Consider the following 25,768-nt stretch of genomic DNA (forward strand, 5'->3'; position numbering starts at 1 on the left):
GATTTTACACACCTTTGTCGAGATAGCGCGCGTTTGCATAGCCTTTAACTCTTCTAAAAATGATCAGCGCAATTGCACCAACAATGAGAGCAACCGAAAGCAATTGGGCAGCACGCAAGAAATCGGTAACCATTAGGCTGTCTGTACGCATTCCTTCAATAAAGAATCTTCCGATGGAATACCAAATGACATAGGTTAAGAACAGTTCACCGCGGCGAAGATTTACCCTTCTGAGCAAAATTAAAAGGATAAAGCCCGCAAAATTCCAGAGCGATTCATATAAAAATGTTGGATGATAATAAGTTCCATTGATATACATTTGATTTACAATAAAATCAGGCAAATAAAGATTTTCCAAGAATTGACGTGTAACCTCTTCGCCATGTGCTTCCTGGTTCATAAAGTTCCCCCAGCGGCCAATGGCTTGCCCAAGGATGATGCTTGGAGCAGCAATATCAGCAATTTTCCAGAAAGAAACTTTCTTTATTCTTGTAAAGATGTACGCTGTAATGACGGCTCCAATGAGGGCTCCGTGAATGGCAATACCGCCATTCCAGATCTTAATAATGTCACCTGGATTTTGTGAATAATAGTCCCATTGAAAAATAACATAATAAATTCTTGCTGAAATAATCGCAATTGGAATCGCCCATAACATTAAGTCAGCGAAGATCTCTTTATCCAATCCGCGGCGGTCGGATTCGCGCATTGCGATCACTAACGCAAGGGCAATTCCAATACCAATAATTAAGCCATACCAATTGACCGTGAGCGGCCCTATTTCAAAGGCCACTCGATTAAGCGGTTCTATATTTCGCTCCACTCTGTATTCTCCTCCTCTTATCTGTTCCTGCTTTTTATGTAAAGAGACCCTTAACGATCTTCATGGTCTCCGTCTTCTATAACATCTGACAGTTTATCCGTAAATTGCTGTGCAGCATTTACTCCCATTTTTTTGAGACGGAAATTCATGGCTGCCACTTCGATAATAACAGCTAAATTTCGGCCTGGTCGAACAGGGACTGTTAACCTTGTCACTTCGGTATCGATAATTTTCATTTTTTCTTCATCGAGCCCTAAACGGTCGTATTGTTTTTTCGGATCCCATATTTCTAAGTCCATCACAAGGGCAATTTTTTTATAGCTGCGAACCGCACCTGCTCCAAATAAGGTCATGACATTAATAATGCCAAGTCCGCGAATCTCGAGTAAATGTTCAATAAGCTCCGGGGAACTGCCGACAAGTGTATCTTCATCCTCCTGGCGAATTTCCACGCAGTCATCCGCCACAAGGCGATGCCCTCTCTTCACAAGCTCCAGGGCGGTTTCACTTTTTCCGACACCACTTTTCCCCGTAATTAGAACACCCACACCATATATATCCACTAGTACTCCGTGAATGGCCGTGGTTGGAGCAAGTTTACTTTCTAAGAAGTTTGTCAGCATACTGGAGAAACGTGTGGTTTTTTGCTTTGTCCGCAACAAAGGAACTGCTTCTCTTTCAGATGCCTCTATTAATTCTTCCGGAATTTCCATTTCTCTTGTTACAATGATCGCCGGAGTTATATCTGAACATAATCTTTCCAGTCTGCCTGCACGTTCTGACTTATTTAGTTTTTTAGCAAACGTCAATTCCGTTTTTCCGATCAGCTGGATTCTCTCAGCTGGATAATAATCGAAAAATCCGGCAAGTTCAATTCCTGGTCTTGAAATATCAGTCGTCGTGATGGGTCTGTTAATGCCTTCCTCACCACTAATTAATTCTAAATTGAATTTTTCAATAACTTCTTTCGTGCGAACCTTTGGCATAAAAACGCCTCCTTTTATCTCGCTAGCCTTTAACACGTTCTTAACGGTTATTATGCATCAATCTATTTTAGCATTTTTTTCACAAGAACCAAATCGCTGAGATTGTTTTTTAGGTGTTTTTGCATACTTTGTTGCCTTATTAAAGAAGAGAGTGTGTTTCCACTCCATGGCAGTCGCTTTCCGCTGCAAGAGATTTTAAAAACACAAAAACCCGAACCATCAGGCAGATTCATGAAACTCTGCTAACAGTTCGGGTTTATTTTTGGTTGAAATGCCTCGTTTGTTAGTCTTTTGCAAATGTGCTTTGGATGATAATATTTGCTATGGACATGATGATGCTGACGATAAAGGCGGTTCCGAAGCCTGCCAGTTCAAATGAGCTGCCCATAATGCCATCCGTTATAAGCAGTGTAACCGCATTGATGACAAATAGGAATAATCCAAGTGTGAGAAACGTAATCGGCAGTGTCAGGATAATTAAAATCGGTCTGACCAGAATGTTTAGAATCGATAGCACCACACTTGCAATGACCGCTGCTCCAAATCCCGATAAATAAAAGGAGTCTCCAAAAAAGCCACCCAACGCGATAAATAGAACAGCATTTATGAGAATTCCTACTAACCATTTCATTCGCTACACCTCTTTTAACAGCATTGCTGCAGACAGCACTCTTCGCAGCTGTCTATTTTATATGATCGCGGATTTTTTTACAGATATAGAACCTGTTTTTGAATCAGCAAGGAGCCTTAATCCGCTGACAGGATCCTTCAATGAGCGAAAGCGCAGATTCTTTTGAATGACTTCGCTCTTCTCTTCAATGACTTCAATGCCATCCAGCTCTACATTAAAGCTGCCCAGATTCGTCTTTAATTCTCCATTTACAGCAGTAAATTCTGGGACAAATAACTCAATATTTCCTGTCGTTACTTTTGCTTCAAGCTGCTCACAGCCTGTTCCTTTTATTGTGCAATGAATATCTCCATGGAAGGTTTGAATATCTGCTTTTTTGCAGCTTCCTTCAACATGAACCACTCCATTAATCGTTTCGATTTCGAATTCATCTACAGTACTATTCGAAATATTGATTTGGCCATTTGCTGTTTCAACCTCTGCATATTTCCCCTGCAGACCTGCTACATTAATTTTACCATTCGCTGATTTTGCTTTAAAGCTTTCCGCATATAAGTTTTCACCATCTATCGGTCCATTAAACATGCGCACTTTAATGTTTTCATATTGTGATTGAGGTACATAAATGGAAGCTTCAAGCTTCATCCATTTTTGCTGCGCTGAAAAGCGAAGCTTCTCTCCTTCAACCGCAAATAGTACGTCTTTTAAGAATTTCTGGCGTGCCTCTTCCTGTGTTTCAACTCGATAAACCTTTGCGTTACACTCGATCCTAACATCCTGCTGCTCCCAAGGAATTAACTTAATTCCCCCGTTCGCTACATCGATGTCTATGTTCTTTAAATATACATTCGAATATTGGAAAATATGCGTAATATCAACGGACTGGCCAAAATTCAAATCAAAATCTGCATCCTTAATTTTCTTAAGAGCTGAATCGACAAAATCAATGATTTTCACTTTCGCGCTATTAAACTTTTCATTTAATGGATCTTCTTTTTTCGCTTCTTCAAAATGGACTTTATTGCTTAATTCCGGGAACATGTTCTGTTCTTTTTCTTGTGCTGTTTTGCTTGATTTTTCAAGCTCTTCAAGAAGAATAAGTGCTTCATCAACCTTTAATTTTCCATCCTCAACCATTTTTAATATACGTTTTCTTTCTTCTTGCATAGGAATCCCTCCATATTTTATAAACTTTTATTCTTTAAATAAGGTTAGTGTGGTTTCAACTTCATGGTACTCTCTCTCAGTGTGAAGTCATGTATTTCAATCACATTTCTCTGAAATGAGCTTTTATAAATACGCTAATTTAGACAACAATCTTCTATATTATTAAACAGTAAAGACTTTAATTCCTTTAATGATATTCCAAATAACTACAATAAAAGATAATAGAAGACTTAGCAGCAGTGCTCCTAGAAAAAAGAACGGAATTTCATTAGTACCTGATATAAATGTCGGCTCCATGAATACTGCAAAGATTAAAAGAGGCAATGAGAGAAGCGGAATGATATGTGATATAAACGCTTTTTTGGCATGCTCTTTTACACTTTCGCTGTCTGTTGCAAAAAATAAAACGAGCGGAAAAATAAATCCAGCAAAGAAAATACTAAAATAGCCTAAGGCTGAAAGAATTTTATCGGTATCCATTACGTTCAACTCCCTTTATCTCTTTGTACGGCATAAGTTCAAAAAAGTTTCAGGCTTTTTCATTTCCATGACATTTTTCCTGTTTTTTACGAGTGAATTTCTTAAAAACAGGGTAGGGTAAAAAGGTGTAATGGCCTATTGGGACAGGGATCTGAAAGCGATTTATTTCTCGTTGACAAATCTGTATATACAAGTTAGAATGAAACCGTAATCATAATTTGTATATACAAGTTTAGTTTTTTAAGAGGAAAACATTTTTATAAAAAGTTAGGGGGAGAAAAAATGAGCAAGTACAGCGAACCTGCTAAACGGCTGTTAGACGAAATCGGCGGAAGCGAAAACATTTCAGCTGTTACCCACTGCGCAACTCGGATGAGATTTGTGCTCGTTGATCCAAAGAAAGCGGATGTTGAAAAAATTGAAGCAATCCCAATTGTAAAAGGTACTTTTACACAAGCTGGTCAGTTCCAAGTTATCGTAGGTAATGAAGTTTCGACATTTTACAATGAGTTTGTGAAAATGGCCGGTGTAAGTGACACTTCAAAAGATGATGCGAAGGATGCTGCGAAAAAGAATATGAATTTCCTGCAGCGCATGATTGCTCATCTAGCTGATATTTTCACTCCGTTAATTCCCGCACTTGTTGTAGGGGGATTAATCTTAGGTTTCCGTAATCTTATGGAAATTGATTTACTCGAAGGCAGAACAATGACTCTCGTTGAGTCTTCCCAATTTTGGGCAGGCGTGCACTCATTCCTTTGGTTAATTGGTGAAGCAATCTTTCATTTCCTTCCTGTCGGTATCACATGGGCTGTTGCCCGTAAAATGGGAGCATCCCAAATTCTCGGGATTGTGCTGGGGATTACGCTCGTTTCTCCACAGCTTCTTAATGCCTACGGTGTGGCAGGTGCAGAGTCCGGGGATATTCCTGTATGGGATTTCGGCTTCATCCAAATTGAAATGATCGGTTATCAGGCTCAGGTAATTCCTGCGATCTTAGCCGGACTTCTATTCTCCGTATTGGAAATTAATTTAAGAAAAGTTATACCAAATGCCATTTCAATGATTTTTGTACCATTTTTATCTTTAGTGCCGACTGTATTATTGGCACATACCGTTTTAGGTCCTATCGGCTGGCAGATCGGTACCTTTATTTCTGATGTTGTGTACGGTGGATTAACATCCGCATTTGGCTGGCTGTTTGCAGCACTATTTGGATTTGTTTATGCACCATTAGTTATCACAGGCTTGCATCATATGACAAATGCGATTGACCTTCAGCTTATGAATGCGTTAGACGGTACACCATTATGGCCTATGATTGCTCTATCTAATATTGCGCAAGGTTCAGCTGTATTGGCGATCATTTATATTAACCGTAAAAACAAAGAAGAAAGACAGGTTTCCGTACCAGCAGCCATTTCCTGTTATTTAGGAGTAACAGAACCGGCCATGTTCGGTATTAACTTGAAATATGGCTTCCCGTTCCTAGCAGCGATGATTGGTTCCATGGTAGCAGCAGTTATTTCCGTTGGTAGCGGCGTAATGGCAAACTCGATCGGTGTCGGCGGATTGCCTGGAATTCTTTCCATCCAGCCTCTCCACATGGTGATGTTTGCTATCGCAATGGTTGTCGCAATCGTGATTCCATTCATTTTAACGGTTGTATTCTCAAAAATGAACTTTGGAAAGATCCCTTTCCAAAAGAGAGCATAAGAAAGAAAAACTTTGCGGTTAACCCTAACAGCCAAACAATAAAAAATCAGCTAGGCTATTATCGCCCAGCTGATTTTTTTTATGCATTTGCTGCACTTGCTTCTTTTTCTTGAATTTCTTTTTTCATTCGTTCCCGATCACGTTCGAGAATTGGCTTTAAATATTTGCCTGTATAGGAACCAGGAGCTTCTGCTACTTTTTCCGGCGTTCCGGCAGCAACAATCGTTCCACCCTTGTCTCCGCCTTCTGGTCCTAGGTCAATGATATAATCAGTTGCTTTAATAACATCAAGATTGTGTTCAATGACTAAAACGGTATCGCCATTTTCCACAAGACGCTGCAGGACTACTAGCAATCTGGAAATATCATCAACATGCAAACCTGTTGTTGGTTCATCTAAAATATAGAGCGACCTTCCAGTTGAGCGGCGATGCAGTTCTGATGCAAGCTTGACACGCTGTGCTTCCCCTCCTGAAAGGGTTGTTGCAGGCTGGCCAAGTTTGACGTACCCTAAGCCGACATCAAAAATGGTTTGTAGCTTACGGCTGATTTTCGGGATATTTTCAAAGAATTCTAGTGCGTTTTCCACTGTCATATCTAGAATGTCTGCAATGTTTTTGCCCTTATATGTGACATCAAGCGTTTCACGATTATATCGTTTGCCATGGCACACTTCACATGGTACATACACATCAGGCAGGAAGTGCATTTCAATTTTAATAATTCCATCTCCGCGGCATGCTTCACAGCGGCCGCCTTTGACATTGAAACTGAAGCGGCCTTTTTTATATCCGCGCACTTTCGCTTCATTTGTTGTGGCAAAGACATCACGAATATCATCAAACACACCCGTATAGGTAGCTGGATTGGATCTTGGTGTCCGGCCGATTGGCGACTGATCAATATCAATGACCTTATCCAAATATTCAACACCATTAATCTCTTTATGCTCACCTGGTTTGCTTTTCGCATTATGAAGCTTCTGAGCAAGACTCTTATGAAGAATTTCATTGATCAGTGTACTCTTACCTGACCCTGAAACCCCAGTAACCGCCACAAATGAGCCGAGTGGAAACTTAAAGTTTACGTTATTAAGATTATTCGCCTTCGCACCCTTTACCTCAATGTATCTTCCATCACTTTTTCGTCTTTCGGCAGGCAGCGGAATGAACTTTTTCCCTGCTAAATATTGACCTGTCAGTGAATTTGGATCATCCATGACTTCTTGCGGTGTGCCGGCTGAGACAATTTGACCGCCGTGAACGCCAGCACCAGGGCCAACATCGATTAAATAGTCGGCTGCCATCATTGTATCCTCATCATGCTCCACAACAATAAGGGTGTTCCCAATGTCACGCATATTTTTTAAGGTTTCAATTAGACGATCATTATCACGCTGATGCAGCCCAATTGATGGCTCGTCCAATATATATAGTACTCCTGTCAATCTCGAACCGATTTGAGTAGCGAGACGAATCCGCTGAGCTTCACCGCCCGATAGTGTTCCGGCCGCTCTGCTGAGAGTCAGGTAGTCTAGTCCAACATTGATTAAAAAGCCAATACGCTCTTTAATTTCTCTCAAAATTAGATTGGCAATGGCCATCTCTTTTTCTGTTAATGATAGTTGTTCAAAGAAATAAAAAGCTTCTTGAATGGAAAGAGCTGTTACCTTTCCGACATGTTCTCCATTAATTAAGACAGCCAGACTTTCCGGCTTTAAGCGATAGCCTTGACATGAAGGACATGAATGCTGAGCCATATACTTTTCCATCTGCTCCCGGATGAAATCAGAGCTTGTTTCTTTGTAGCGGCGCTCAATATTGGGAATGACTCCTTCAAAATTGATATAGCCTTCGCGGATTTGTCCAAAGTCATTTTCATAGCGAAAATAGATTTTATCTTTCCCAGAACCATATAAAACCCGTTCAAGCTGATCTTTAGGCAAATCTTTAACAGGAATACCCATATCAATTCCATAATGATTGCACACTGCTTCTAACAGCTGCGGATAGTATTGTGAGCTTGTCGGCTCCCAAGGGGCAATTGCTCCTTTATTTAAAGGAAGGTCCCAATTCGGGATGACTAGTTCTGGATCGACCTCAAGCTTAGATCCTAATCCATCACATTTCGGACAAGCGCCAAAGGGACTGTTAAAAGAAAACATCCGCGGCTCAAGTTCGTCGATGGAAAAGCCGCAATGCGGACAAGCATGGTTTTCACTGAAAAGCAATTCCTCTTCTCCAATGACATCCACAAGTACTTTTCCAGAACCAAGCTTTAATGCAGTCTCCATTGAATCGGTTAAACGGGCTGTTACGCCATCCTTCACCACGATACGGTCGATTACAACCTCAATGGAGTGCTTCTTGTTCTTTTCAAGCTCGATCTCTTCCCCAAGGTCGCGCATTTCACCATCAACACGAACACGGACAAATCCTTGCTTTTTCACTTCTTCTAAAATTTTTACATGTGTGCCTTTTCTGCCAGATACAAGTGGTGCCAGAACTTGGAGCTTCGTTCTCTCCGGATACTCCATAATGCGGTCAACCATCTGTTCAATGGTTTGTGAAGAAATTTCGATTCCGTGGATTGGACACGTCGGACGGCCAACACGAGCGAACAGAAGCCGCAAGTAATCGTAAATTTCTGTAACCGTACCAACCGTTGAACGCGGGTTGCGGCTGGTGGTTTTCTGATCAATTGAGATGGCCGGTGATAAACCATCAATGGCATCAACATCCGGTTTATCCATTTGCCCTAAAAACTGACGGGCGTAAGCAGACAGCGACTCTACATAGCGGCGCTGTCCTTCCGCATAAATCGTATCAAAGGCGAGCGACGACTTTCCGGAACCTGAAAGCCCTGTTAAGACAACAAGCTTATCTCGCGGGATGGTGACATCAATATTTTTTAAGTTATGTGCTCGGGCACCTTTTACAATCAGTTTATCCATTGCCATAGGGTCATCATCCTTCCGCCTTTAGTTCAAGTATTAGATCGCGAAGTTCAGCTGCACGCTCGAAATTGAGGTTCTTTGCTGCATCCTTCATCTCTTTCTCCATTTCGCTTAACAGCTTGTCGCGTTCTTTCTTGTTCATTTTGCCAAGCTTTGCTGGTGCATTGTATTCTTCTGTTTCCTCTGCCGCATGTGTAGCTCGAATGACATCGCGGATATCCTTCTGGATCGTCTGCGGAGTAATGCCATGCTTTTCGTTGTATTCTTCCTGTATAGAACGGCGGCGCTTCGTTTCATTTATAGCTATATCCATTGATTTCGTGATTTTATCAGCATACATAATAACATGGCCTGCTGAATTTCTCGCTGCACGGCCAATCGTTTGAATAAGGGATCTTTCTGAACGAAGGAATCCTTCTTTGTCTGCATCTAAAATCGTCACTAATGAAACTTCCGGAATATCCAGTCCTTCTCTTAAAAGATTGATTCCCACAAGAACATCGTATTTACCAAGGCGAAGTTCACGGATAATTTCAATTCGTTCAAGTGTTTTTATTTCAGAATGCAGATATTGCACTTTAATGCCAATTTCCTTTAAATAATCGGTTAAATCCTCGGACATTTTTTTCGTCAGTGTTGTGATTAAGACCCGTTCATTGCGATCGACTCGTTCATGAATCTCACCAATCAGATCATCAATCTGCCCTTCAATCGGACGGATATCAATCGTAGGATCAAGCAAACCGGTTGGACGGATAATCTGTTCAATCATCTCTGGTGTATGTTCCATTTCATACTGCCCAGGTGTTGCCGATACATAGACAATCTGATTGATATGCTCTTCAAATTCAGGGAAAGTAAGCGGCCTGTTATCCATCGCAGAAGGCAGACGGAAGCCATGCTCAACCAACACGTTTTTACGGGCCTGGTCACCATTAAACATCCCGCGTACTTGCGGAATGGTAACATGAGATTCATCGACAACCAGAAGAAAATCCTTCGGGAAGTAATCTATTAATGTATATGGTGTTGAGCCTGGGGGTCTTAAAGTCAGATGACGGGAATAGTTTTCAATTCCTGAGCAAAAGCCCATTTCTCTCATCATTTCTAAGTCATAACGAGTTCTCTGTTCGAGACGCTGCGCTTCAAGCAAACGGTCATCTTCTCTTAAGACTTTTAGGCGCTCCTCAAGTTCTTTCTCAATATTTTCTATCGCTACGCGCATTTTTTCTTCACGCGTTACGAAGTGAGATGCCGGGAAGATGGCAACATGCTCGCGTTCACCGATAATTTCTCCGGTTAGCGCATCCACCTCACGAATCCGGTCAATCTCATCGCCAAAGAATTCAACGCGAATGCAATGTTCATCCTTTGAGGCAGGGAAAATCTCAACTACGTCACCGCGCACACGGAATGTACCGCGCTTAAAATCAATGTCGTTTCGTTCATACTGAATATCCACTAATCGATGAAGAAGCTGATTTCTTTCGATTTCCATTCCTGTTCGCAAAGACAAAACAAGCTCCCTATACTCTTCCGGGGAACCTAAGCCATATATACATGATACACTCGCAATAATAATGACATCCTGCCTTTCAAATAGGGATGAGGTTGCAGAGTGCCGGAGTTTATCTATTTCATCATTGATGCTTGCATCTTTTTCAATAAATGTATCGGTTTGCGGAACATATGCTTCCGGCTGATAATAGTCATAATAGCTGACAAAATATTCTACCGCGTTATTCGGGAAAAAGTCTTTAAATTCGCTGTAAAGCTGTCCTGCTAATGTTTTATTATGAGCGATGACAAGCGTCGGTTTATTCACTTCTTTAATGACGTTTGAAATCGTAAATGTCTTTCCTGTACCTGTTGCTCCAAGCAGTGTTTGATGTTTCTTGCCAGCACGGATTCCTTCAACGATCTTTTGAATGGCTGCTGGCTGGTCTCCTTGTGGAGAATACTTGGATACTAATTCAAATTGGTCCTTCACTCAAAATCCTCCCGTTCAAATCCGTAATTGAAATCATCTACTTTACAAATGCACATGCTTTCTGTTTGCATAAGGACCACGCTGCTGCATTTGTCAGTATTTAACTTCCATACCCATAACATCATTCTACCACAAACTCTCATATACAAACCAATAATATGCGAACGGATATTCGTTTTTTTTATAATTCTTATGTTCTTTTGACTCTTTAGCCAATAAAAATACGAACAGAGCTCTTAATCAAATGATTGATTAGGAACTCTGTTCGCATGAAGTGTTTAGGTCGTTGACTTTTTTAACTTATTTTTCATCACTTGAGCATACCAAAAACCAACGGTCAGTGAAAATGCATCAATGACAATCAGCCAATAAGAGTCTGTATACCCTTTGTACACAGAAGCTGCAATTAACGCCACAGTCAAGACTAGTCCGATGACGCGATTATATGTCACTCTTGTAAAAAATAAGACCAATAAGCCCGGCAGAATAAATGCTGATAAGTATTTTAATGCCATATATCTACACCTTCTTTGTTCACAAAATGTACACACTCTTACAATAGCTCTTGTTCTCTTTGAAAACAAGTATTTTATGGTGGTGTTGGAGATGCTACTAATGAAGAACTTTAGATGGAGGGTTATCTATGGCACGAAGACGACGACGCCCGCTCGTACCTGAAGCGAGGTCTGGCCTTGATGAACTGAAGAGCAAACTGATGGGTACACAAACCGGAGAAGAAGCAAAATTTGAAGCAGCGAAGGAAGTAGGTGTTCCTCTTCAAAAGGGCTATAATGGAAGGCTTACATCTGTTGAAGCCGGACAGGTCGGCGGCAGACTGGGCGGCAGCATGGTAAAAGAACTCGTCCGTTTGGCGCAGGAGGAACTGAAGAAGAAGTAAAAAGAAACTTTTAATAATAAAGCTGCTGAATCTCCTCAGCAGCTTTGCTATTTTAAACTGGCAATTATACTGACCTAACCGCAGGCTCAGCTTTTACAAATTTTATAAAGATCAGACGAACTAGCGGCCCCATTATTAGAATCTGAAGCGGCAATGCCATCAGCAGATTTTTACCGAACACAGCTAGATATGACATAAAGATATGATCAGTAATGCCGTTATGCAGACTGGACATGATGACACCATAAATGGACATGAAAAACGCCATTCCTAAAACCATACAAACCGATATGGCCAGAACTTTAAAAATGACTTTGTTTGTATTGGCTGTCAGCTTCATCGCAATTCTTTTCGCCATTGGACCTACTAAATATAAATCAAGGATCAGTGCAATGATAAATCCGATGGCAAAGTTAACAGCAGTATCCATAAACGTCATTTTTCCTAATGTGCCATTCAGATAAAAGTTATAAAACGTCATAACCAATACCATTCCAAAACACATCATTAAACCAAATTGTACACTTTCTTTTTTCGTTGTTGGCAATTCCATCATCCCTTCTTTTTAACACTTTCTGATTATACTTATAGGGAAATCCTCTTCGTAAGTGAACATTTTGTGAACAATTGGTTATGACACTGTTTTTTTACATATCTTTTTTATTGACATCGTTAAAAACTCTAAGCAAAAAAAGAGCCCTGCAATCATGCAGAGGCTCCTTCGATCAAATAGGCGGTATTTCCGATTGGGCCAATTTTCTGGTCCGGAAAAATTTCACTGTATTAACGAAAATGGTTTTAGCGACAGCATACGTTGGCACCGCAAGAATCATACCGAGGATTCCCGCTAAATTACCTGCAACAAGCAACAAGATAATAATCGTTGCTGGATGCGTATTTAAGCTTTTTCCTAAGATTAAAGGAGAAAGTACATTTCCTTCAATTTGCTGTGCAACCAAAATCACGATGACAACTAAAATCGCTTTTCCAGGTGAATCAAATAAGGCAACAATAACGGCTGGAGCACCGCCCAAAAACGGTCCAACATAAGGAATAATATTAGTTACAGCAACAATTAACGCCATGACCAGCATATAAGGCAAATCAATAATCCAATAACCGATTAGAGAAAGTGTACCGACAAACAGTGCGACCGTAATCTGACCTTGGATATAAGAAGACAGTGTGTTAGCTGTTTCTTTTAACGTTTTAATTCCTTCTTCACGGTAGCCGGCAGGAAAAAATTTTGCAATTGCCGCAGGAAACTTATCTCCGTCCTTCATCATATAAAATAGAAGGAATGGAACCGTCACAATGGTAATCGCTATATTCGTAACTACACTGAAGATGCCGGATATCCCTGAAGTGATTCGGTCAGGAAGCGTATTAGCATACTCTGTAATTCTTCTAATGATTTCTTCCTGTGTGACATATTGCTGTGTTGTAATCCACTGGAATTCTTGTGTTTCGGATAATGAATCAAAGAATTCCTCCGTTTTTTCCACATAGGTTGGCATATCATTAACAAGTGCAGCGATCTGATTGGAGATCATTGGAACGAGGTTGCCAACTGCGAGCACGACAACACCGATCACCGCTGCATAGATAAGGAGAATTGCAACAACCTTTGGAACCTTCCACTTATGTAATCTTTGCACGAGCGGATTGAGCATAAAAAATAGAAAACCAGAGATGATGATTGGGAAAAACAAGGTAGATACAAAGATTCCTACTGGCTGAAATAAAAAAGAAATCTTAGTTGAAACATAGATAATGGTTAAAACAATTAAAAACTGTAAAGCCCAAAACTGAAACTTCTTCTTTGGCACATTCTCACCTTTTTCTGCAGCATTTTGAACTATTATACCAAAATGCCAGTGAGAAGGCACATTAAAGCTGTATGAAGAAAAGCTGTAAATATAGATTTGGTGTAAAGAACTGGGACAACAATAAAAATAAGGCCCTTTTTAAAAGGCCTTATCCCCTGAACACTTTATCATTCATTTCTACCTTAATATTTCTTCTCCTCATACCACTTCGCAGCCGCCAGCACTTCATCTAATGTAAGCTGATGGCCTCTATTTTCCCAATGCAGTTCAACAGAGGCATTGGCTCCTTCAAGCAATGATTTAAGATCTTCTGATTCGCTTGATGGGCAGATCGGGTCATTTGTTCCTGCTGCAATGAAAACAGAAGTTCCTGTTAAATCAGGAAGCTGAATGCCTCTTCTTGGCACCATTGGGTGGTGCAGAATGGCTCCCTTCAAGCTATCAGCGTAATGGAACATTAAACTAGCGGCAATATTGGCTCCGTTTGAATAGCCTACTGCAATAATATTTTTGCGGTCGAATCCGTATTTTTGTGAGGCTTCATCCAGAAATTCATATAATTCTTTTGTTCGGAATTGCAGATCCTCTTCATCAAATACCCCTTCAGCCAGGCGTCTAAAAAAGCGCGGCATGCCATTCTCCAGGACATTCCCCCGTACACTTAACACTGAAGCTTCTCCATCAATTTTTTCAGCAAGCGGTAATAAATCTAATTCATTCCCACCCGTGCCATGCAATAGCAGTAAAACTGGTTTATTAGGATTGGTGCCTTTTTCAAAAATATGCTTCATAAAATTCTCCCCCATTCTATTGATTAAGATCTCTTACTTCAATCGGAATAAGTGATTGCTCAAGTTTGCTTCTATATTGTTCATATTGCTCAGGGAGCTTCAGTTCTGTTCCCATTGTTTCTAAAGATTCATCGTGTGCAAAACCAGGCGGATCTGTAGCAATTTCAAAAAGAATCTCTCCATACTCACGGAAATAGATGGCATTAAAATAGTTGCGATCCTGAACAGGCGTCACTCCTAAGCCTTTATTCTCAATATATTGTTTCCAGTCTAATTGATCTTCGTCATCCTGTGCACGCCAGGCAATATGATGGACCATCCCTACACCCATTCGCCCTTTACCAGTGGATACCTTCTTAACATCGACAATATTTCCGATCTCCGCACTTGATTGAAAACGGATATATTCATCATTTTCAGCGACCTTTTCCAGTCCCATGACTTCTTCAAGCACCTCAGCTGTTTTTAAAGGATATGCTGAAAAAAATATTGCACCTGCAAAGCCTTTAATAGCTTTATCTGCCGGAACGCCAGACTCTCCCCATTGATTCAGTTCACCGCTTGCACGTTCAACCAGCTCGAGCTTCAGCCCATGCGGGTCCGTAAACGCTATTATCTCTTCGCCAAAACGCTCTGTCTTTTCAAAGGAAATTCCCAAACGGGCAAATCTTTCTTCCCAAAATGGCAGTGCTTCAGCTGGAACAGCATAGCTGGTTACGCCAACTTGTCCGTCGCCAATTTTCCCCGGATATGCATTTGCCCATGGAAAAAAAGTAATGATGGTGCCCGGATTGCCGTTTTGATCACCAAAATATAAATGATATGTGCCCGGATCATCAAAATTAATCGTCTTTTTAACAAGTCTAAGCCCTAATACACCATGATAGAAATCTACATTTTCCTGTGGATGCCCCACAATGGCAGTAATATGGTGAATACCTGCTGTTGCTTTTTTCAAAACTGCTCCCTCCTTTTTCTGTACAACTCTGGTTTTTATTTTGTTTTTAATTCTATTTTAGCTAAAGCAGAAGCGGTGCTGTTCATTTCACTTTTTGTCACTTCTTCAAATAACGCCTCTATTGCATTTTTATAGGAAGGATATAAATCGTTCATGAGACGCTGCCCTTCTGCTGCCATCTCAACATGAACGACTCTGCGATCCTCTTTGCAATCACTTCGCATGACATATTCTTTTTCAACAAGCTTATCGATTACGTAGGTCATTGAGCCTGCAGCAAGATACACTTTGCCTGCAATTTGGTGTACGGTCTGTTTTCCATGCTCGTATAATACCTCAAGAACGGCAAATTCAGTCGTGGTAAGCGCGAATTCCCGCAAAAATTGCTTTAGAAAATCCTGAATCGCTTTAGATGTTTTTAAAATCGAGACAAAAACTTCATTCATTAAGCTTGCCTCCTTTATTACACTTAATTAAAATATCTTGAATATGAGATAATTATATTGCAGATAGTTGAAGCTGTCAATATCGTCGGTTTGTATGAGGTTGCTATGGTGATTTTTCATGGGTGCGAGCTGAATTAGTTATGGAATTCGTTCTGAAAAAGTGTTTTTTTTAAGAAATAATTCCAAAAGGGGGAAATTTGCTGCGATTCCTGTTGGAAACCTCACTGATTTTATCCTGTAAGGTGAAGTTATCCGCCGTCCAGCAAATATATCCGCCGTTATTTTCATTTATCCGCCAAAAACAGCATTTTATCCGCCAAACGCCTTCCTCACTTCCAAATAAACATGCAAAGCAAAAAGGACGGCCTCTCAGCCGTCCTTCACCAAACCCACATTATTTCACTTTAAATGCCAAAATCAGATTATTTAACTTAGCCGTGTTTCCTTCTAAAGTAGCGATGCTTCCAGCTACTTGTTCAATCGTACTGCTGGATTGCTGTGCTGTTGCTGCAACCTGTTCGATGCCGGCAGCCGATTCTTCTGAAATGGACGCGACCGATTCAATCGCTTCGTTTATTCCTCTGGAATGATCAAGAATTTCATATAAAACAGCAGACATTTCCGCAATTTGGACACCTGTGTTTTTAATGGATTCTTGAACAGCTGTAAAGGATTTGCCTGTTTCAACAATGCCGCTTGTTCCATCTGTTACAAGGTCATAGCCTTCCTGCAGAGATGAAACAACAAGCTCTGATTCAGTCTGTATGCCTGCAACGATTTCGGTAATATCGGCTATGGAATGTGAAACCTGTTCCGCCAGCTTGCGCACTTCATCAGCAACCACCGCAAAGCCACGGCCGCTTTCACCAGCCCGTGCCGCTTCAATGGCAGCATTTAATGCCAACAGATTCGTCTGCTCTGCAATTCCCTGAATCACATGAACAATTTGCGATATTTCCCTTGTGCGCTGATCCAAGCCTTGTACCATCGCCAAAGAATTTAGCATTTTTTCATTAATTGCATTCATTTTGTTAATAGAATCATCCATATATTCACTGCTTTTATCTGTGCTTTTAATGGTTTCGTCCGTCATGATCCTTGCGTCCTCGCCTTTTAAAGCAGCATCCATCAGCTGTGTTGCAAAATGATTCATGCTCTCACTAAGAGTGCTTGAAGAGTTCGCCTGTTCCTCAGCTCCTTTTGAAAGCTCCTCCATCGTCATCGCTATCTGCTGGCCACCAGCTTTAACTTCCTCCGAATAACGGCGCAGATCTTCACTTTGACTTGTCACCTGATCAGAAACAGATGCTATATTTCCAACAATCGAGCTAAGATTGTTATTCATTTCATTAATCGACGCCACAAGCTGACCGATCTCGCCTTTGTCTCTTGTCAACATAGGCTCCGTTGAAAGCTCTCCGCTTGCAATCGCCTTCATTCGAGCTGCCACACGTTTGATTGGGTTGGAAATATTCTGAGCAGTTACGATCGCAATAACAAGACCTAATATGATAATAAGTGCAGATACACCTAAGCCAATCAGATTAATGGTTTCTCCATATGAGAGGAGAGTATCTCCACTTTCTACAATTTCCGCTTCTCTGAGTGCAGCCAATTCAGTCAGCTGCTCAGTTAGTTCACGGGCTGCAGGCTGAACTTCCCCCACTAATAATTGTGTTGCACCATCTCTGTCACCAGAATCGTATGTAGCAAACACTTCATTTTCAACGAGTGTTGACCAATTTTGATAATCTTTCCTTAACTCATCAACCTTTGGATTATTTGAGATTTTAAGAATTTTATCAAACTCCTCCATACTATTGTAGTGATAAGAAGAAAACTCCTCCTTATGCACACTATCTCCATATAGCACATACCCTCTTACGGCTGAAACACCTTGCGCAATATTTGTTAAAAGATTCTCATCAGCAATTAATAACGGAAGCTCTTCTGAAACGACCTCTTCAGTTCGATCATTCATAGAAGATACGGTCCAAAAATTATAAACAGACTGTGCGATACTCAGCACAATAACAACTAAAAATCCTAGTATTAACTTCCCGCGTATCGTTTTCATAGTTTCTCCTTTAATGAAAAATGAATAAATTTCTCCATCTTTATTATCGGCAGAAAGCGGAAACAATTGAGTAATATTTTGAAGTGGTAGGAATTTTTTCAAGGAACAGAATAGTTTCCATTCTAAAACAAAAAGAGCCTGAGACAAAACAAAATTAATCTTTCTAAAACACGAATTTTCAATATCTTGGTTTGGGTATTTAAACAAGTCCGTTCCATTGCGCTGCAGACCCTCGCTTTCCGTGGGGAGGAAGCTGAGCCTCCTCGTCGCGCGTGCACTGGACCCATAAAGTTGGACACTTATATTTAAGCAGCTATTACTTCAGTACTAACCCGATATGCTACTGGACTTTTCCGATTCAATCTTGATTTGATTCTCAAGTGATTGTAGTAATAGATGTATTTTTCTAACTCGGCTTTAAAATGCTCGATACTTTCAAACTCTTGTAAATAAAGAAACTCTGATTTTAAGATCCCAAAAAAGTTTTCCATGACAGAATTGTCAAGACAGTTTCCTTTCCTAGACATGCTTTGTGTAATCTTATGTTCTTTCAGCGTCCTTCGGTATTTGGGCATTCGATAGTGCCATCCCTGGTCGGAATGTAGTAAGAGCTCATCGCCTTCTTTTACGTATTTTAATCCTTGGGCCAACATCCTATCGACCAAATCAAACGTCGGCCTTGATTGAAGTGTATAGGTGATGACCTCGCTATTAAATAGATCTAAAATGGGAGAAAGATAAAGCTTCTCTCCAAACACTTTAAATTCTGTAATGTCCGTCACCCACTTTTGGTTCGGTTTCTGGGCACGGAAGTCACGGTTAAGGATATTAGGAGCTGCTTTTCCAACTTCCCCTTTATACGATTTATACTTTTTCATACGCACAATGCATTTAAGCCCTAGGTCTCTCATAATTCGAAGTACTTTCTTTTTGTTGATCTGATATCCTTTTTCCTGAAGCACATCCGTAATGCGGCAATATCCAAACCGACCTGAGTGTCTGCGGTAAATGAATGAAATTCTTCTTTTCCATTTGCGGTCAGGATCTGGTTGATTCCACTTTTTTAGGAGGCTGTAGTATGTGCTTCTAGGCATCTTGGCTATTTTGATCGTTTTAATCACCGGGAAGTCGTTCCTTAGTTCATATATTACTTTCGCTTTAATTTGGTTGGTGATTGTTCTTCCTGAACTAAGGCTTTCAGCTTTTTTAAATACGCGTTCTCCATACGAAGGTATTCCAGTTCTTCTATCAGCTCTTCTACCGATGGATTCTGAGAGTTACTCTTGTCCTTATTTTTCCTCTGATTAGATGTCATAATAGAAAGCCCCTTTTCTTTTGGTTCAATGGCACCTACTCCAACTGTCTCCCACTTTTTCTTCCACTTGCGAAGCATAGATGGATCAGGGAGATGGAAAATCGCGGATGCCTCTCGAATGGAGTAATTCTTTTCCGTGATAAATTGAATTACCCTCATTTTAAAGGCAGAAGGATAGTTTGTATAGGGAAAGGAAAAAGCCTGATCCCCATGGTAACGAACGAGCAGCACCCAGTAACGGAGAGTGGAATGATCTATGCCCACTTGCTTCGCTAGTTCTCGATAACTAATCATTTCGTTCAGATAACGTTTAGCAATTTGAAGTTTCTTTTCCTTGGTAAGATGGGTCATTTATGAGTTCTCCTCCTATTGTTGGAGTGTCCAACAATAGGGGGGCAGTGCAGCGCTCCTGCGGGGTCTCACCCTTTCCTCTATTGCCCACAGGAGTCGAGTGTCCTCCGCTCCATTTCACTCATGTTAATAAAATATTTTATAATCAAAAAAAACGAATGAATAGAAAGATGACTTCCTAACCATTCGGTTCTATGAGAGTGTTAAATACTTATGTCCCAGACTCCAGCAAGCAAACGGAAATTTATGATCGATGCAGCTGCATCAGACGACTGATATTATTCTTCACCGGCTGATCTGATTTCAAAACTTCTATGACTTTTCCTTCCTTCATAAAAAGAATTTCACTGCCGATTTCTGCAGCAACATCCATCATATGTGTCGAAAAGATAATAATCGTACCGTTACTTTTAAGCTCAGTGAGGACAGCTAAAAATTGATCAACCCAATATGGGTCAAGCCCATTTGTTGGTTCATCCATGATGAGTAATTTAGGATTGGAAAGCAATGACTGGCCAAATAGAAGTCTTTGCTTCATTCCTTTTGAGAGGCTCTTAACAAGCATGGAACTTTTATCGGATAATCCAATCTGATCAAGCACCTCACCAACCCGACCCTTATGAATGCGTCGGATGGAGGCATAAAACAGAAGAAATTCTTTTACAGAAAGCGTATCTTGTGCCCGATAATCATCCGGCATAAAACCGATTTGCTGTAAATATTCTTTTCTCTTCGAATTGGGATTCACATCCCCAAGAAACACATTCCCTTCATCAGGGACTGAAATCCCTGCCAAAATATTAATCATCGTGCTTTTTCCGGCTCCGTTGCCTCCGCACAGAACAATACAGCTTCCAGGGTCAGCCTTGAAAGAGGTTGTATGAAGTGCCACTTTTTCTTTATACACTTTGCTGATGCCATCCACAATGAACTGACTCATACCTGTCTCCTCCGCTTCAAAACAAATGCAGATGTAAAAATACATGCTGCAGATAAAACAATTAAATAGTTAAATAACATAAAAAGCGAAAACGGAGATTCCCAAAATTTCACGAGACCGTCATATGGCTGCCCAAATACAGCGCCGCCATCTAAGGTAATCACATAGATGACGCGGAGCAATTCGGCTGGATTAAGAAACAGTGAAATCTTCATCAGCGGCGAAATCCATGGATAGGGAAATAAGCTTAATACGTTGATCCAAGCGATGGGCCACACCATGATCAGGAAAAACCAAATCCCAACAGATATCGATAATGATTGCCACCTTGTTGAAACAAAGGAACCGACCGTAAATCCAATGACTAGAAAGATATACATTAATAGAGCGGAAAATACATAGAGCAGCATAACCCACTTTAGCGTAACTCCCCCGCCCGTCAGCAGCGAGATGACAATACTGACGCCAAAACTGAACGTAAAAACAGTGATCTGGGAGATAAACTGTCCGGCAATTTTCCCGAGTACATATTCCAGCGTATTAATAGGATAGGTGCTAAGCAACCGCCACTGCCCGTTTTCCATCTCAGCTGAAATGGAAAATGAGCCGGCTAATAGCATAAACAGCGGAATAATATATAGTGCTATATTCATGACCGTGCCCGTCATATTCGTATATAACGTGAGGGCAGGCACACTTTTCTGCAGCATAAATAATAACGTCAAAACAGCAATCCACAAGATACTAAAAGAATAATAGGAACGCTGCCTGATTGTCGTATAGATTTCGGATAAACAGAAATTCTGCATCAAGACCATCCTTTGTTTAGGGTAACCGGGAAAGATTAATGAGTGGATTCTCCCTCTTCCGTATGGCTTTCTGAATCCATTTCACCATGTCCGTGATCACCTTCGTGACCATGGCCTTCCATCATTTCATGATTCATCTGCCAATCATGATCAGCAAGTGCATCTGCTGCAATTAATTCTCCTTCATTTTCAGCGATAAATTCATCTGCAGAAGCTTGATCTTCAAAGGAGATCATATTATAAGCCATCGGCGTCTTTACATCCATGTTGTACACATAGAAAGCATCTTCAGAGCGAATCCATTCCTCATTGTTATAATCTCTTACAAATGTCGCTGCAATTTCTTCATCTGGGTTTTCATCCAGCCACACATACATACAGCCTAAGTCATCAAATACATGGGATAAACCATCTTCCAAAACAACTTGTGTTGCAAACTGGTTATCCATGACTGACATATTGCAGACTGGACATTTATCTGTTTCCTCATTAATGGCTCTAGGCTGAACCTCATCATTGCCGCAGCCCATCAGCAGCACGCCAATAACAACACTTAACAGTGAAAAATAGATTACTTTCTTCATAAACTTCTCCTCCATTTTTGAATGAATATGAAACTAACTAGGATAAAGACCACACCGACAAACCACAAAATGATTTGTTTATCATTTTTTTGACTGTTTTCAGAGCTTGCATAAACCATAGAAGGCTCTAAATCCCTTAATAATTCATCTTCTGGTCCATTGAAAACTTGTTTTAACAAAGTAATGCCTGGATGCTGGAAAAACAATTGGTACTCAGGAATTCTTTGAACAAGCGCCATGAAGTATGGGTCCGCCGCATGAGGAAGTTCACTCACCCCATCTCCGTCTATATCGAGTTTGAGGGCAGCATCCCAGTAATTATTTTTGATGATATTATTAGCGCTTTCATTCGCTTGGGTATCATTCACATTTCCATTAAAAGTATTACCCACTAATGAATTGTCGCTGGAATTCTTCCATTGCGCGCCTATTGTATTAGATTGAAAGATGTCTCTATAGCTGCATTTGAAGAATCCTCTATGAAAGCTCCTACCCGATTCGAAGCAAATAGATTATTCTCTGCCACTATATCCGAAGTTAAGTACAGCAATAGTCCCTGCGAATTGACATTTTGGTTATTAAAGGAGAAATCATTGTTCTTGATCAGCACATTCTGAGCCTCCATCACCATAGCCCCTGTAAAGTTATGCTGCGATTGATTCTGTTCAATGACTGTATCATTCGTAAACATTAAATGAATGCCGTAACGCGCATTCTCAATGACATTTTGTACGATTGTATTTCGATGACTTTGCTCCATATAGATCCCATCTAAAATAGTGTCGATTTTCACTTCTTTGATGGTAGTATCATTCGTTTTCCAAAGGTCAATGCCGTTTTCCTTTCTGGTGCCCCTGATTGTACTTTCTTCAACAACAATCTGATTTGCTTCAAACAGCTGCAAGCCCATTTGGGATGACTGAATCTCCAAATTGCTCAAATGATGCTGATCTCCCGTTACATATACAGCAGCCAGATCTCCATTATCTTCATTGCATTGTTCAATCGAAACGTTGTCTAATTGGACTCCATCTCCGCTTATCGCTACAACGGGAGCATTTTCGCACGAGTTAATCGTGACATCCCGCTCACCGATTAAACTCAGAGGTTTATCAATGGTAATGTTTTCTTCATAATACCCTGGTGAAATCATCACAGTGCCGCCAGCTTCCGCCTCATCAATCATTGCTTGTAAAGAGGGCCTTTCTGCTGAGATTGAATTTGGGAAAAGCAATAAACATAGTGATAAGAAAAGTATGTAGGTGATCTTCATTCATAACCCCCTTTTCAATTCTATTGCATTATTGACAAGAGAATCCTTATCAAAACATGATTTTTTCCCCATTATAATCTGGAAAAGTGAAGAAATAATGAAGTTATCTTGAAGACTTTTAAAATTTGAAGGGTTATGAAACTTCTCTTTATAGGGGTTAATAAGGAATAAGAAGCTTAGATACTAAACAGTACTACTATAGCTGTCAAAACAAGTCCGTTCCATTGCGCTGCAGACCCTCGCTTTCCGCGGGGAGGAAGCTGAGCCTCCTCGTCGCTATCGCTCCTGTGGGGTCTCACCCTTTCCTCTACTGCCCGCAGGAGTCGAGGGTCCTCCGCTCCATTTCACTCATGTTTAAAAATTGAGGTTTTTAAAGAAAAAGAAAATTAGTTTCTATCATTTGAATGTATCACTATGCTAAATACTTCTGTCCATATCTATTTCTCTTTCCTTCTATTTTCAGCCATTGTCTGCTCATGTTTCAATAGCCATTCTTTTCTCCATAAGCCGCCTGCATAGCCTGTGAGTTTTCCGCTGCTGCCGATGATTCGATGGCAAGGAACTGCGATGCTGATTGGGTTTTTGCTGTTAGCCATCCCTACCGCTCGCACTGCTTTTTCGTTGCCGATTGCAACCGCAATTTGTTTATATGAACCTGTCTTCGCATATGGTATTGTTGTCAGTGCATTCCACACCTTCTTTTGAAATTCAGTACCGGCAAAATCAAATGGAAATGAGAATTCCATTCTTTCTCCTTTAAAATATTCATCCAGCTGCTGCAGACATTTTTTCATTGCTGCTGGAACAATGTCTGAATCCACAAGAACAGGATCTCCTGCTTGCTCTTCAGAGAATAAAATGGAGACTATCCCCTGCTCAGTTCCAGTAATTTCAATCAATCCAAGTGGTGATTGGTACGTGATCATTTTCGTTTCCATCCTTATTTCCTCCAAAAAGTGGACTTCCTATTTATTAATAACAATCGACACTTTATATCCCGCATGTTTGCTCAAGGCTATTAAAAACTCATCTAGAGCAGTGTTAGAAGGGAATTTGCATTCTAGAATATAACAGCTTTCTCCGCTTGTTTTGTAGTTGTTTAAGACAAAATTCTTCTGCTCTTTCACAAACTCAAGGTAAGCTTGGTGATGTGGACTCCGCATAAAAATGTGGATGATTGTATGCACCGTGTTCCCCATTTTCTCCTCATTCACTTTAATCGTATATCCTTCAATCACGCCAAGATCCTCCAGCTTTACCACTCGTGCTGAAGCTGCCTGACCAGTTAAATGGACTTTTTCACCTAATTCCTTCATTTTAATACGGCTATTCTTAGCTAGTTCCTCAATGATTTTAAAATCCGTGTGATCTAACATCTATTCAAATCCTTTCAATAATCAAGTGAAATGGCAAAAAGACTTGATTTTATCTCTGTATGTCAGAAGTGTCCACATTATAAACTATAAGTACATTATATAAAAAGGAGCATGATCATGAATATAAAACAAATCCGAAATGCAACCATTGTTGTTGAATATGCTGGCAAGAAATTTTTAATCGATCCATTTTTAGGCGAAAAAGGGGCATACCCTCCGTTCCCAAATTCAGCGAGACAGGATCAGAATAATCCGTTAGTGGACTTACCTGTTTCTATTGAAGAATTGCTGGATCAGACAGATGCTGTTATTGTAACTCATTTACACCTGGATCACTATGACCCTGCTGCAAAAGAAGCTTTGCCAAAGGGCATGAAAATGTTTGTGCAAAATGAAGAAGATGCAGAAGTAATGAAAAGTGACGGCTTTCAAAATGTAGAAGTATTAACGGAAAGCACAACATATGAGAGCATTTCATTAACTAAAACAAAAGGAGAACATGGCCGAGGCGAAATTTTGAAAATGGCCGGACTTGTATGTGGGATTGTATTTAGCCACCAAAGTGAAAAAACATTATATGTAGCTGGAGACACAGTCTGGTATGAAGGTGTGCAGGAAGTCCTTGATACACACAAGCCTGAAATTATTGTGGTAAACGCAGGGGACAACCAATTCCTTCAGGGCGGATCACTCGTCATGAGCAAAGAAGATGTGTACGAAGTGCATAAGGCAGCTCCAAACAGCAAAATCATCGCAAGCCATATGGAAGCCGTAAACCACTGGACACTATCAAGAGAAGAGTTAAAAAGATTTGTAAAAGAGAAAGGTTTCTCTGATCTAGTATTTGTTCCTAATGACGGTGAGACATATACATTTTAATATTTGAAGGCTGGGACATAAACCCGAACAATTAGCAGATATGTTGATGATCTGTCTAATTGTTCGAGTCTTTTTGCTGCTTTTAGAAAGATCGTGTTTTGTCCAGAGAAGACAGGGTAGTAATACTACTAAAACGCATAGTAAGGAGAGTTCACTATGACTCAGCAGCAATATGAAGAATGCATCAAAGCCTGTTTAGAATGTATGGAAGCATGTAATGTATGCTTTGACGCTTGTTTAGAGGAAGATAACGTTAAAATGATGGCCGATTGTATCCGGTTAGACCGTGATTGTGCGGATTTATGCGGTTTAGCTGTGAAAGCAATGCAAACCAACAGCCCAGCTGCAAAACGGATTTGTGCTCTTTGTGCGGAAATCTGTGAGAGATGCGGAAACGAATGTAAAAAACATGATCATGACCACTGCCAAAAATGTGCAGAGGCATGCTTTAAGTGTGCGGAAGTCTGCCGCAGCATGGCAGCTTAATAATACA

General features: G+C 40.5%; 26 protein-coding genes. 4 read left to right on the top strand and 22 right to left on the bottom strand.

What is annotated here, in order from left to right; all coding sequences use genetic code 11:
• Positions 1–4 precede the first annotated feature (4 nt).
• The 5 genes from lgt to J1899_RS19660 form a co-directional block, all read right to left on the bottom strand.
• Complete coding sequence (lgt, locus tag J1899_RS19640) at positions 5–823, bottom strand: prolipoprotein diacylglyceryl transferase (protein ID WP_066442608.1); 819 nt, start codon at positions 821–823, stop codon at positions 5–7.
• Between the two features lie 50 nt (positions 824–873).
• A complete protein-coding gene (gene hprK, locus J1899_RS19645; protein WP_066442607.1) occupies positions 874–1,809 on the bottom strand; it encodes an HPr(Ser) kinase/phosphatase in 936 nt (311 codons plus the stop codon).
• Positions 1,810–2,092: 283 nt separating this feature from the next.
• Complete coding sequence (locus J1899_RS19650; protein ID WP_066442606.1) at positions 2,093–2,440, bottom strand: phage holin family protein; 348 nt, start codon at positions 2,438–2,440, stop codon at positions 2,093–2,095.
• Between the two features lie 57 nt (positions 2,441–2,497).
• Entirely contained in the window at positions 2,498–3,607 is a 1,110-nt protein-coding gene (locus tag J1899_RS19655; protein ID WP_066442605.1) for a DUF4097 family beta strand repeat-containing protein, read from the bottom strand.
• A gap of 162 nt (positions 3,608–3,769) precedes the next feature.
• A complete protein-coding gene (locus tag J1899_RS19660) occupies positions 3,770–4,087 on the bottom strand; it encodes a magnetosome magnetite crystal formation protein family (protein ID WP_214476120.1) in 318 nt (105 codons plus the stop codon).
• A gap of 282 nt (positions 4,088–4,369) precedes the next feature.
• On the opposite strand from J1899_RS19660, the gene treP reads away from it, so the two are divergent.
• Positions 4,370–5,803 (top strand): PTS system trehalose-specific EIIBC component, encoded by a 1,434-nt coding sequence (treP, locus tag J1899_RS19665; RefSeq protein WP_214476123.1) that lies wholly within the window; start codon positions 4,370–4,372, stop codon positions 5,801–5,803.
• 79 nt (positions 5,804–5,882) lie between these two features.
• On the opposite strand, the gene uvrA is transcribed toward treP, so the two are convergent.
• From uvrA to J1899_RS19680, 3 genes are all read right to left on the bottom strand, one after another.
• A complete protein-coding gene (gene uvrA, locus J1899_RS19670; protein ID WP_066442602.1) occupies positions 5,883–8,762 on the bottom strand; it encodes an excinuclease ABC subunit UvrA in 2,880 nt (959 codons plus the stop codon).
• Between the two features lie 7 nt (positions 8,763–8,769).
• The gene (uvrB, locus tag J1899_RS19675; protein WP_214476125.1) at positions 8,770–10,749 is read right to left on the bottom strand and encodes an excinuclease ABC subunit UvrB; all 1,980 of its coding nucleotides are present in this window, start codon (positions 10,747–10,749) and stop codon (positions 8,770–8,772) included.
• Positions 10,750–11,027: 278 nt separating this feature from the next.
• Positions 11,028–11,264 carry a CsbA family protein gene (locus tag J1899_RS19680; RefSeq protein ID WP_151574032.1) on the bottom strand — a complete coding sequence of 79 codons (237 nt, stop codon included), beginning with the start codon at positions 11,262–11,264 and terminating at the stop codon, positions 11,028–11,030.
• A 128-nt stretch (positions 11,265–11,392) separates the two neighbouring features.
• Here J1899_RS19680 and J1899_RS19685 point away from each other — a divergent pair, with 128 nt between their 5' ends.
• Complete coding sequence (locus J1899_RS19685) at positions 11,393–11,647, top strand: alpha/beta-type small acid-soluble spore protein (protein ID WP_214476127.1); 255 nt, start codon at positions 11,393–11,395, stop codon at positions 11,645–11,647.
• A gap of 64 nt (positions 11,648–11,711) precedes the next feature.
• On the opposite strand, the gene J1899_RS19690 is transcribed toward J1899_RS19685, so the two are convergent.
• From J1899_RS19690 to J1899_RS19755, 14 genes are all read right to left on the bottom strand, one after another.
• A complete protein-coding gene (locus J1899_RS19690; RefSeq protein ID WP_214476129.1) occupies positions 11,712–12,194 on the bottom strand; it encodes a DUF2798 domain-containing protein in 483 nt (160 codons plus the stop codon).
• 178 nt (positions 12,195–12,372) lie between these two features.
• Positions 12,373–13,476, bottom strand: a complete 1,104-nt coding sequence (locus J1899_RS19695) for an AI-2E family transporter (protein ID WP_214476131.1) — start codon at positions 13,474–13,476, stop codon at positions 12,373–12,375.
• 182 nt (positions 13,477–13,658) lie between these two features.
• Positions 13,659–14,267 carry an alpha/beta hydrolase gene (locus J1899_RS19700; RefSeq protein ID WP_214476133.1) on the bottom strand — a complete coding sequence of 203 codons (609 nt, stop codon included), beginning with the start codon at positions 14,265–14,267 and terminating at the stop codon, positions 13,659–13,661.
• Between the two features lie 16 nt (positions 14,268–14,283).
• Positions 14,284–15,225, bottom strand: coding sequence for a ring-cleaving dioxygenase (locus J1899_RS19705; RefSeq protein ID WP_214476135.1), 942 nt, complete (start codon positions 15,223–15,225; stop codon positions 14,284–14,286).
• A gap of 35 nt (positions 15,226–15,260) precedes the next feature.
• Positions 15,261–15,671, bottom strand: a complete 411-nt coding sequence (locus tag J1899_RS19710) for a MarR family winged helix-turn-helix transcriptional regulator (protein ID WP_214476136.1) — start codon at positions 15,669–15,671, stop codon at positions 15,261–15,263.
• A 394-nt stretch (positions 15,672–16,065) separates the two neighbouring features.
• Positions 16,066–17,748 (bottom strand): methyl-accepting chemotaxis protein, encoded by a 1,683-nt coding sequence (locus J1899_RS19715; protein ID WP_214476138.1) that lies wholly within the window; start codon positions 17,746–17,748, stop codon positions 16,066–16,068.
• A 305-nt stretch (positions 17,749–18,053) separates the two neighbouring features.
• Positions 18,054–19,414, bottom strand: a protein-coding gene (locus J1899_RS19720; protein WP_425514984.1) for an IS3 family transposase whose coding sequence is annotated in 2 segments (ribosomal slippage) — positions 18,054–18,943 and positions 18,943–19,414 — 1,362 coding nt in all. Because the reading frame shifts where the segments join, the coding sequence is not laid out codon by codon here.
• 244 nt (positions 19,415–19,658) lie between these two features.
• On the bottom strand, positions 19,659–20,354 hold the full coding sequence (locus J1899_RS19725; protein WP_214476141.1) for an ABC transporter ATP-binding protein: 696 nt from the start codon (positions 20,352–20,354) through the stop codon (positions 19,659–19,661).
• Positions 20,351–21,163, bottom strand: a complete 813-nt coding sequence (locus J1899_RS19730; protein WP_214476142.1) for an ABC transporter permease — start codon at positions 21,161–21,163, stop codon at positions 20,351–20,353. The genes J1899_RS19725 and J1899_RS19730 overlap by 4 nt, the downstream gene beginning before the upstream one ends.
• Before the next feature lie 35 nt (positions 21,164–21,198).
• Positions 21,199–21,747 (bottom strand): nitrous oxide reductase accessory protein NosL, encoded by a 549-nt coding sequence (locus J1899_RS19735; RefSeq protein WP_214476144.1) that lies wholly within the window; start codon positions 21,745–21,747, stop codon positions 21,199–21,201.
• The gene (locus J1899_RS19740) at positions 21,744–22,139 is read right to left on the bottom strand and encodes a hypothetical protein (RefSeq protein ID WP_214476146.1); all 396 of its coding nucleotides are present in this window, start codon (positions 22,137–22,139) and stop codon (positions 21,744–21,746) included. Before J1899_RS19740 ends, J1899_RS19735 begins: the two co-directional genes overlap by 4 nt.
• Before the next feature lie 35 nt (positions 22,140–22,174).
• Entirely contained in the window at positions 22,175–23,020 is an 846-nt protein-coding gene (locus J1899_RS19745; protein WP_214476148.1) for a right-handed parallel beta-helix repeat-containing protein, read from the bottom strand.
• Between the two features lie 437 nt (positions 23,021–23,457).
• Positions 23,458–23,958, bottom strand: a complete 501-nt coding sequence (locus J1899_RS19750; RefSeq protein ID WP_214476150.1) for a methylated-DNA--[protein]-cysteine S-methyltransferase — start codon at positions 23,956–23,958, stop codon at positions 23,458–23,460.
• 27 nt (positions 23,959–23,985) lie between these two features.
• On the bottom strand, positions 23,986–24,396 hold the full coding sequence (locus J1899_RS19755; protein WP_214476151.1) for an Lrp/AsnC family transcriptional regulator: 411 nt from the start codon (positions 24,394–24,396) through the stop codon (positions 23,986–23,988).
• A gap of 117 nt (positions 24,397–24,513) precedes the next feature.
• Here J1899_RS19755 and J1899_RS19760 point away from each other — a divergent pair, with 117 nt between their 5' ends.
• Together J1899_RS19760 and J1899_RS19765 are read left to right on the top strand one after the other, a co-directional pair.
• Entirely contained in the window at positions 24,514–25,275 is a 762-nt protein-coding gene (locus J1899_RS19760) for an MBL fold metallo-hydrolase (RefSeq protein WP_214476153.1), read from the top strand.
• 156 nt (positions 25,276–25,431) lie between these two features.
• Entirely contained in the window at positions 25,432–25,761 is a 330-nt protein-coding gene (locus J1899_RS19765; RefSeq protein ID WP_214476155.1) for a four-helix bundle copper-binding protein, read from the top strand.
• Positions 25,762–25,768: the final 7 nt, after the last annotated feature.

The organism is Cytobacillus gottheilii, from assembly GCF_018582665.1.
GTDB classification, from domain to species: domain Bacteria; phylum Bacillota; class Bacilli; order Bacillales; family Cytobacillaceae; genus Cytobacillus; species Cytobacillus gottheilii.

Coding starts and splice junctions, on each gene's coding strand:
- hprK (WP_066442607.1), bottom strand. CDS start 1,809: ATGCCAAAGGTTCGCACGAAAGAAGTTATTGAAAAATTCAATTTAGAA.
- J1899_RS19650 (WP_066442606.1), bottom strand. CDS start 2,440: ATGAAATGGTTAGTAGGAATTCTCATAAATGCTGTTCTATTTATCGCG.
- J1899_RS19655 (WP_066442605.1), bottom strand. CDS start 3,607: ATGCAAGAAGAAAGAAAACGTATATTAAAAATGGTTGAGGATGGAAAA.
- J1899_RS19660 (WP_214476120.1), bottom strand. CDS start 4,087: ATGGATACCGATAAAATTCTTTCAGCCTTAGGCTATTTTAGTATTTTC.
- treP (WP_214476123.1), top strand. CDS start 4,370: ATGAGCAAGTACAGCGAACCTGCTAAACGGCTGTTAGACGAAATCGGC.
- uvrA (WP_066442602.1), bottom strand. CDS start 8,762: ATGGCAATGGATAAACTGATTGTAAAAGGTGCCCGAGCACATAACTTA.
- J1899_RS19680 (WP_151574032.1), bottom strand. CDS start 11,264: ATGGCATTAAAATACTTATCAGCATTTATTCTGCCGGGCTTATTGGTC.
- J1899_RS19685 (WP_214476127.1), top strand. CDS start 11,393: ATGGCACGAAGACGACGACGCCCGCTCGTACCTGAAGCGAGGTCTGGC.
- J1899_RS19700 (WP_214476133.1), bottom strand. CDS start 14,267: ATGAAGCATATTTTTGAAAAAGGCACCAATCCTAATAAACCAGTTTTA.
- J1899_RS19710 (WP_214476136.1), bottom strand. CDS start 15,671: ATGAATGAAGTTTTTGTCTCGATTTTAAAAACATCTAAAGCGATTCAG.
- J1899_RS19715 (WP_214476138.1), bottom strand. CDS start 17,748: ATGAAAACGATACGCGGGAAGTTAATACTAGGATTTTTAGTTGTTATT.
- J1899_RS19725 (WP_214476141.1), bottom strand. CDS start 20,354: ATGAGTCAGTTCATTGTGGATGGCATCAGCAAAGTGTATAAAGAAAAA.
- J1899_RS19730 (WP_214476142.1), bottom strand. CDS start 21,163: ATGCAGAATTTCTGTTTATCCGAAATCTATACGACAATCAGGCAGCGT.
- J1899_RS19735 (WP_214476144.1), bottom strand. CDS start 21,747: ATGAAGAAAGTAATCTATTTTTCACTGTTAAGTGTTGTTATTGGCGTG.
- J1899_RS19745 (WP_214476148.1), bottom strand. CDS start 23,020: ATGAAGATCACCTACATACTTTTCTTATCACTATGTTTATTGCTTTTC.
- J1899_RS19750 (WP_214476150.1), bottom strand. CDS start 23,958: ATGGAAACGAAAATGATCACGTACCAATCACCACTTGGATTGATTGAA.
- J1899_RS19755 (WP_214476151.1), bottom strand. CDS start 24,396: ATGTTAGATCACACGGATTTTAAAATCATTGAGGAACTAGCTAAGAAT.
- J1899_RS19760 (WP_214476153.1), top strand. CDS start 24,514: ATGAATATAAAACAAATCCGAAATGCAACCATTGTTGTTGAATATGCT.
- J1899_RS19765 (WP_214476155.1), top strand. CDS start 25,432: ATGACTCAGCAGCAATATGAAGAATGCATCAAAGCCTGTTTAGAATGT.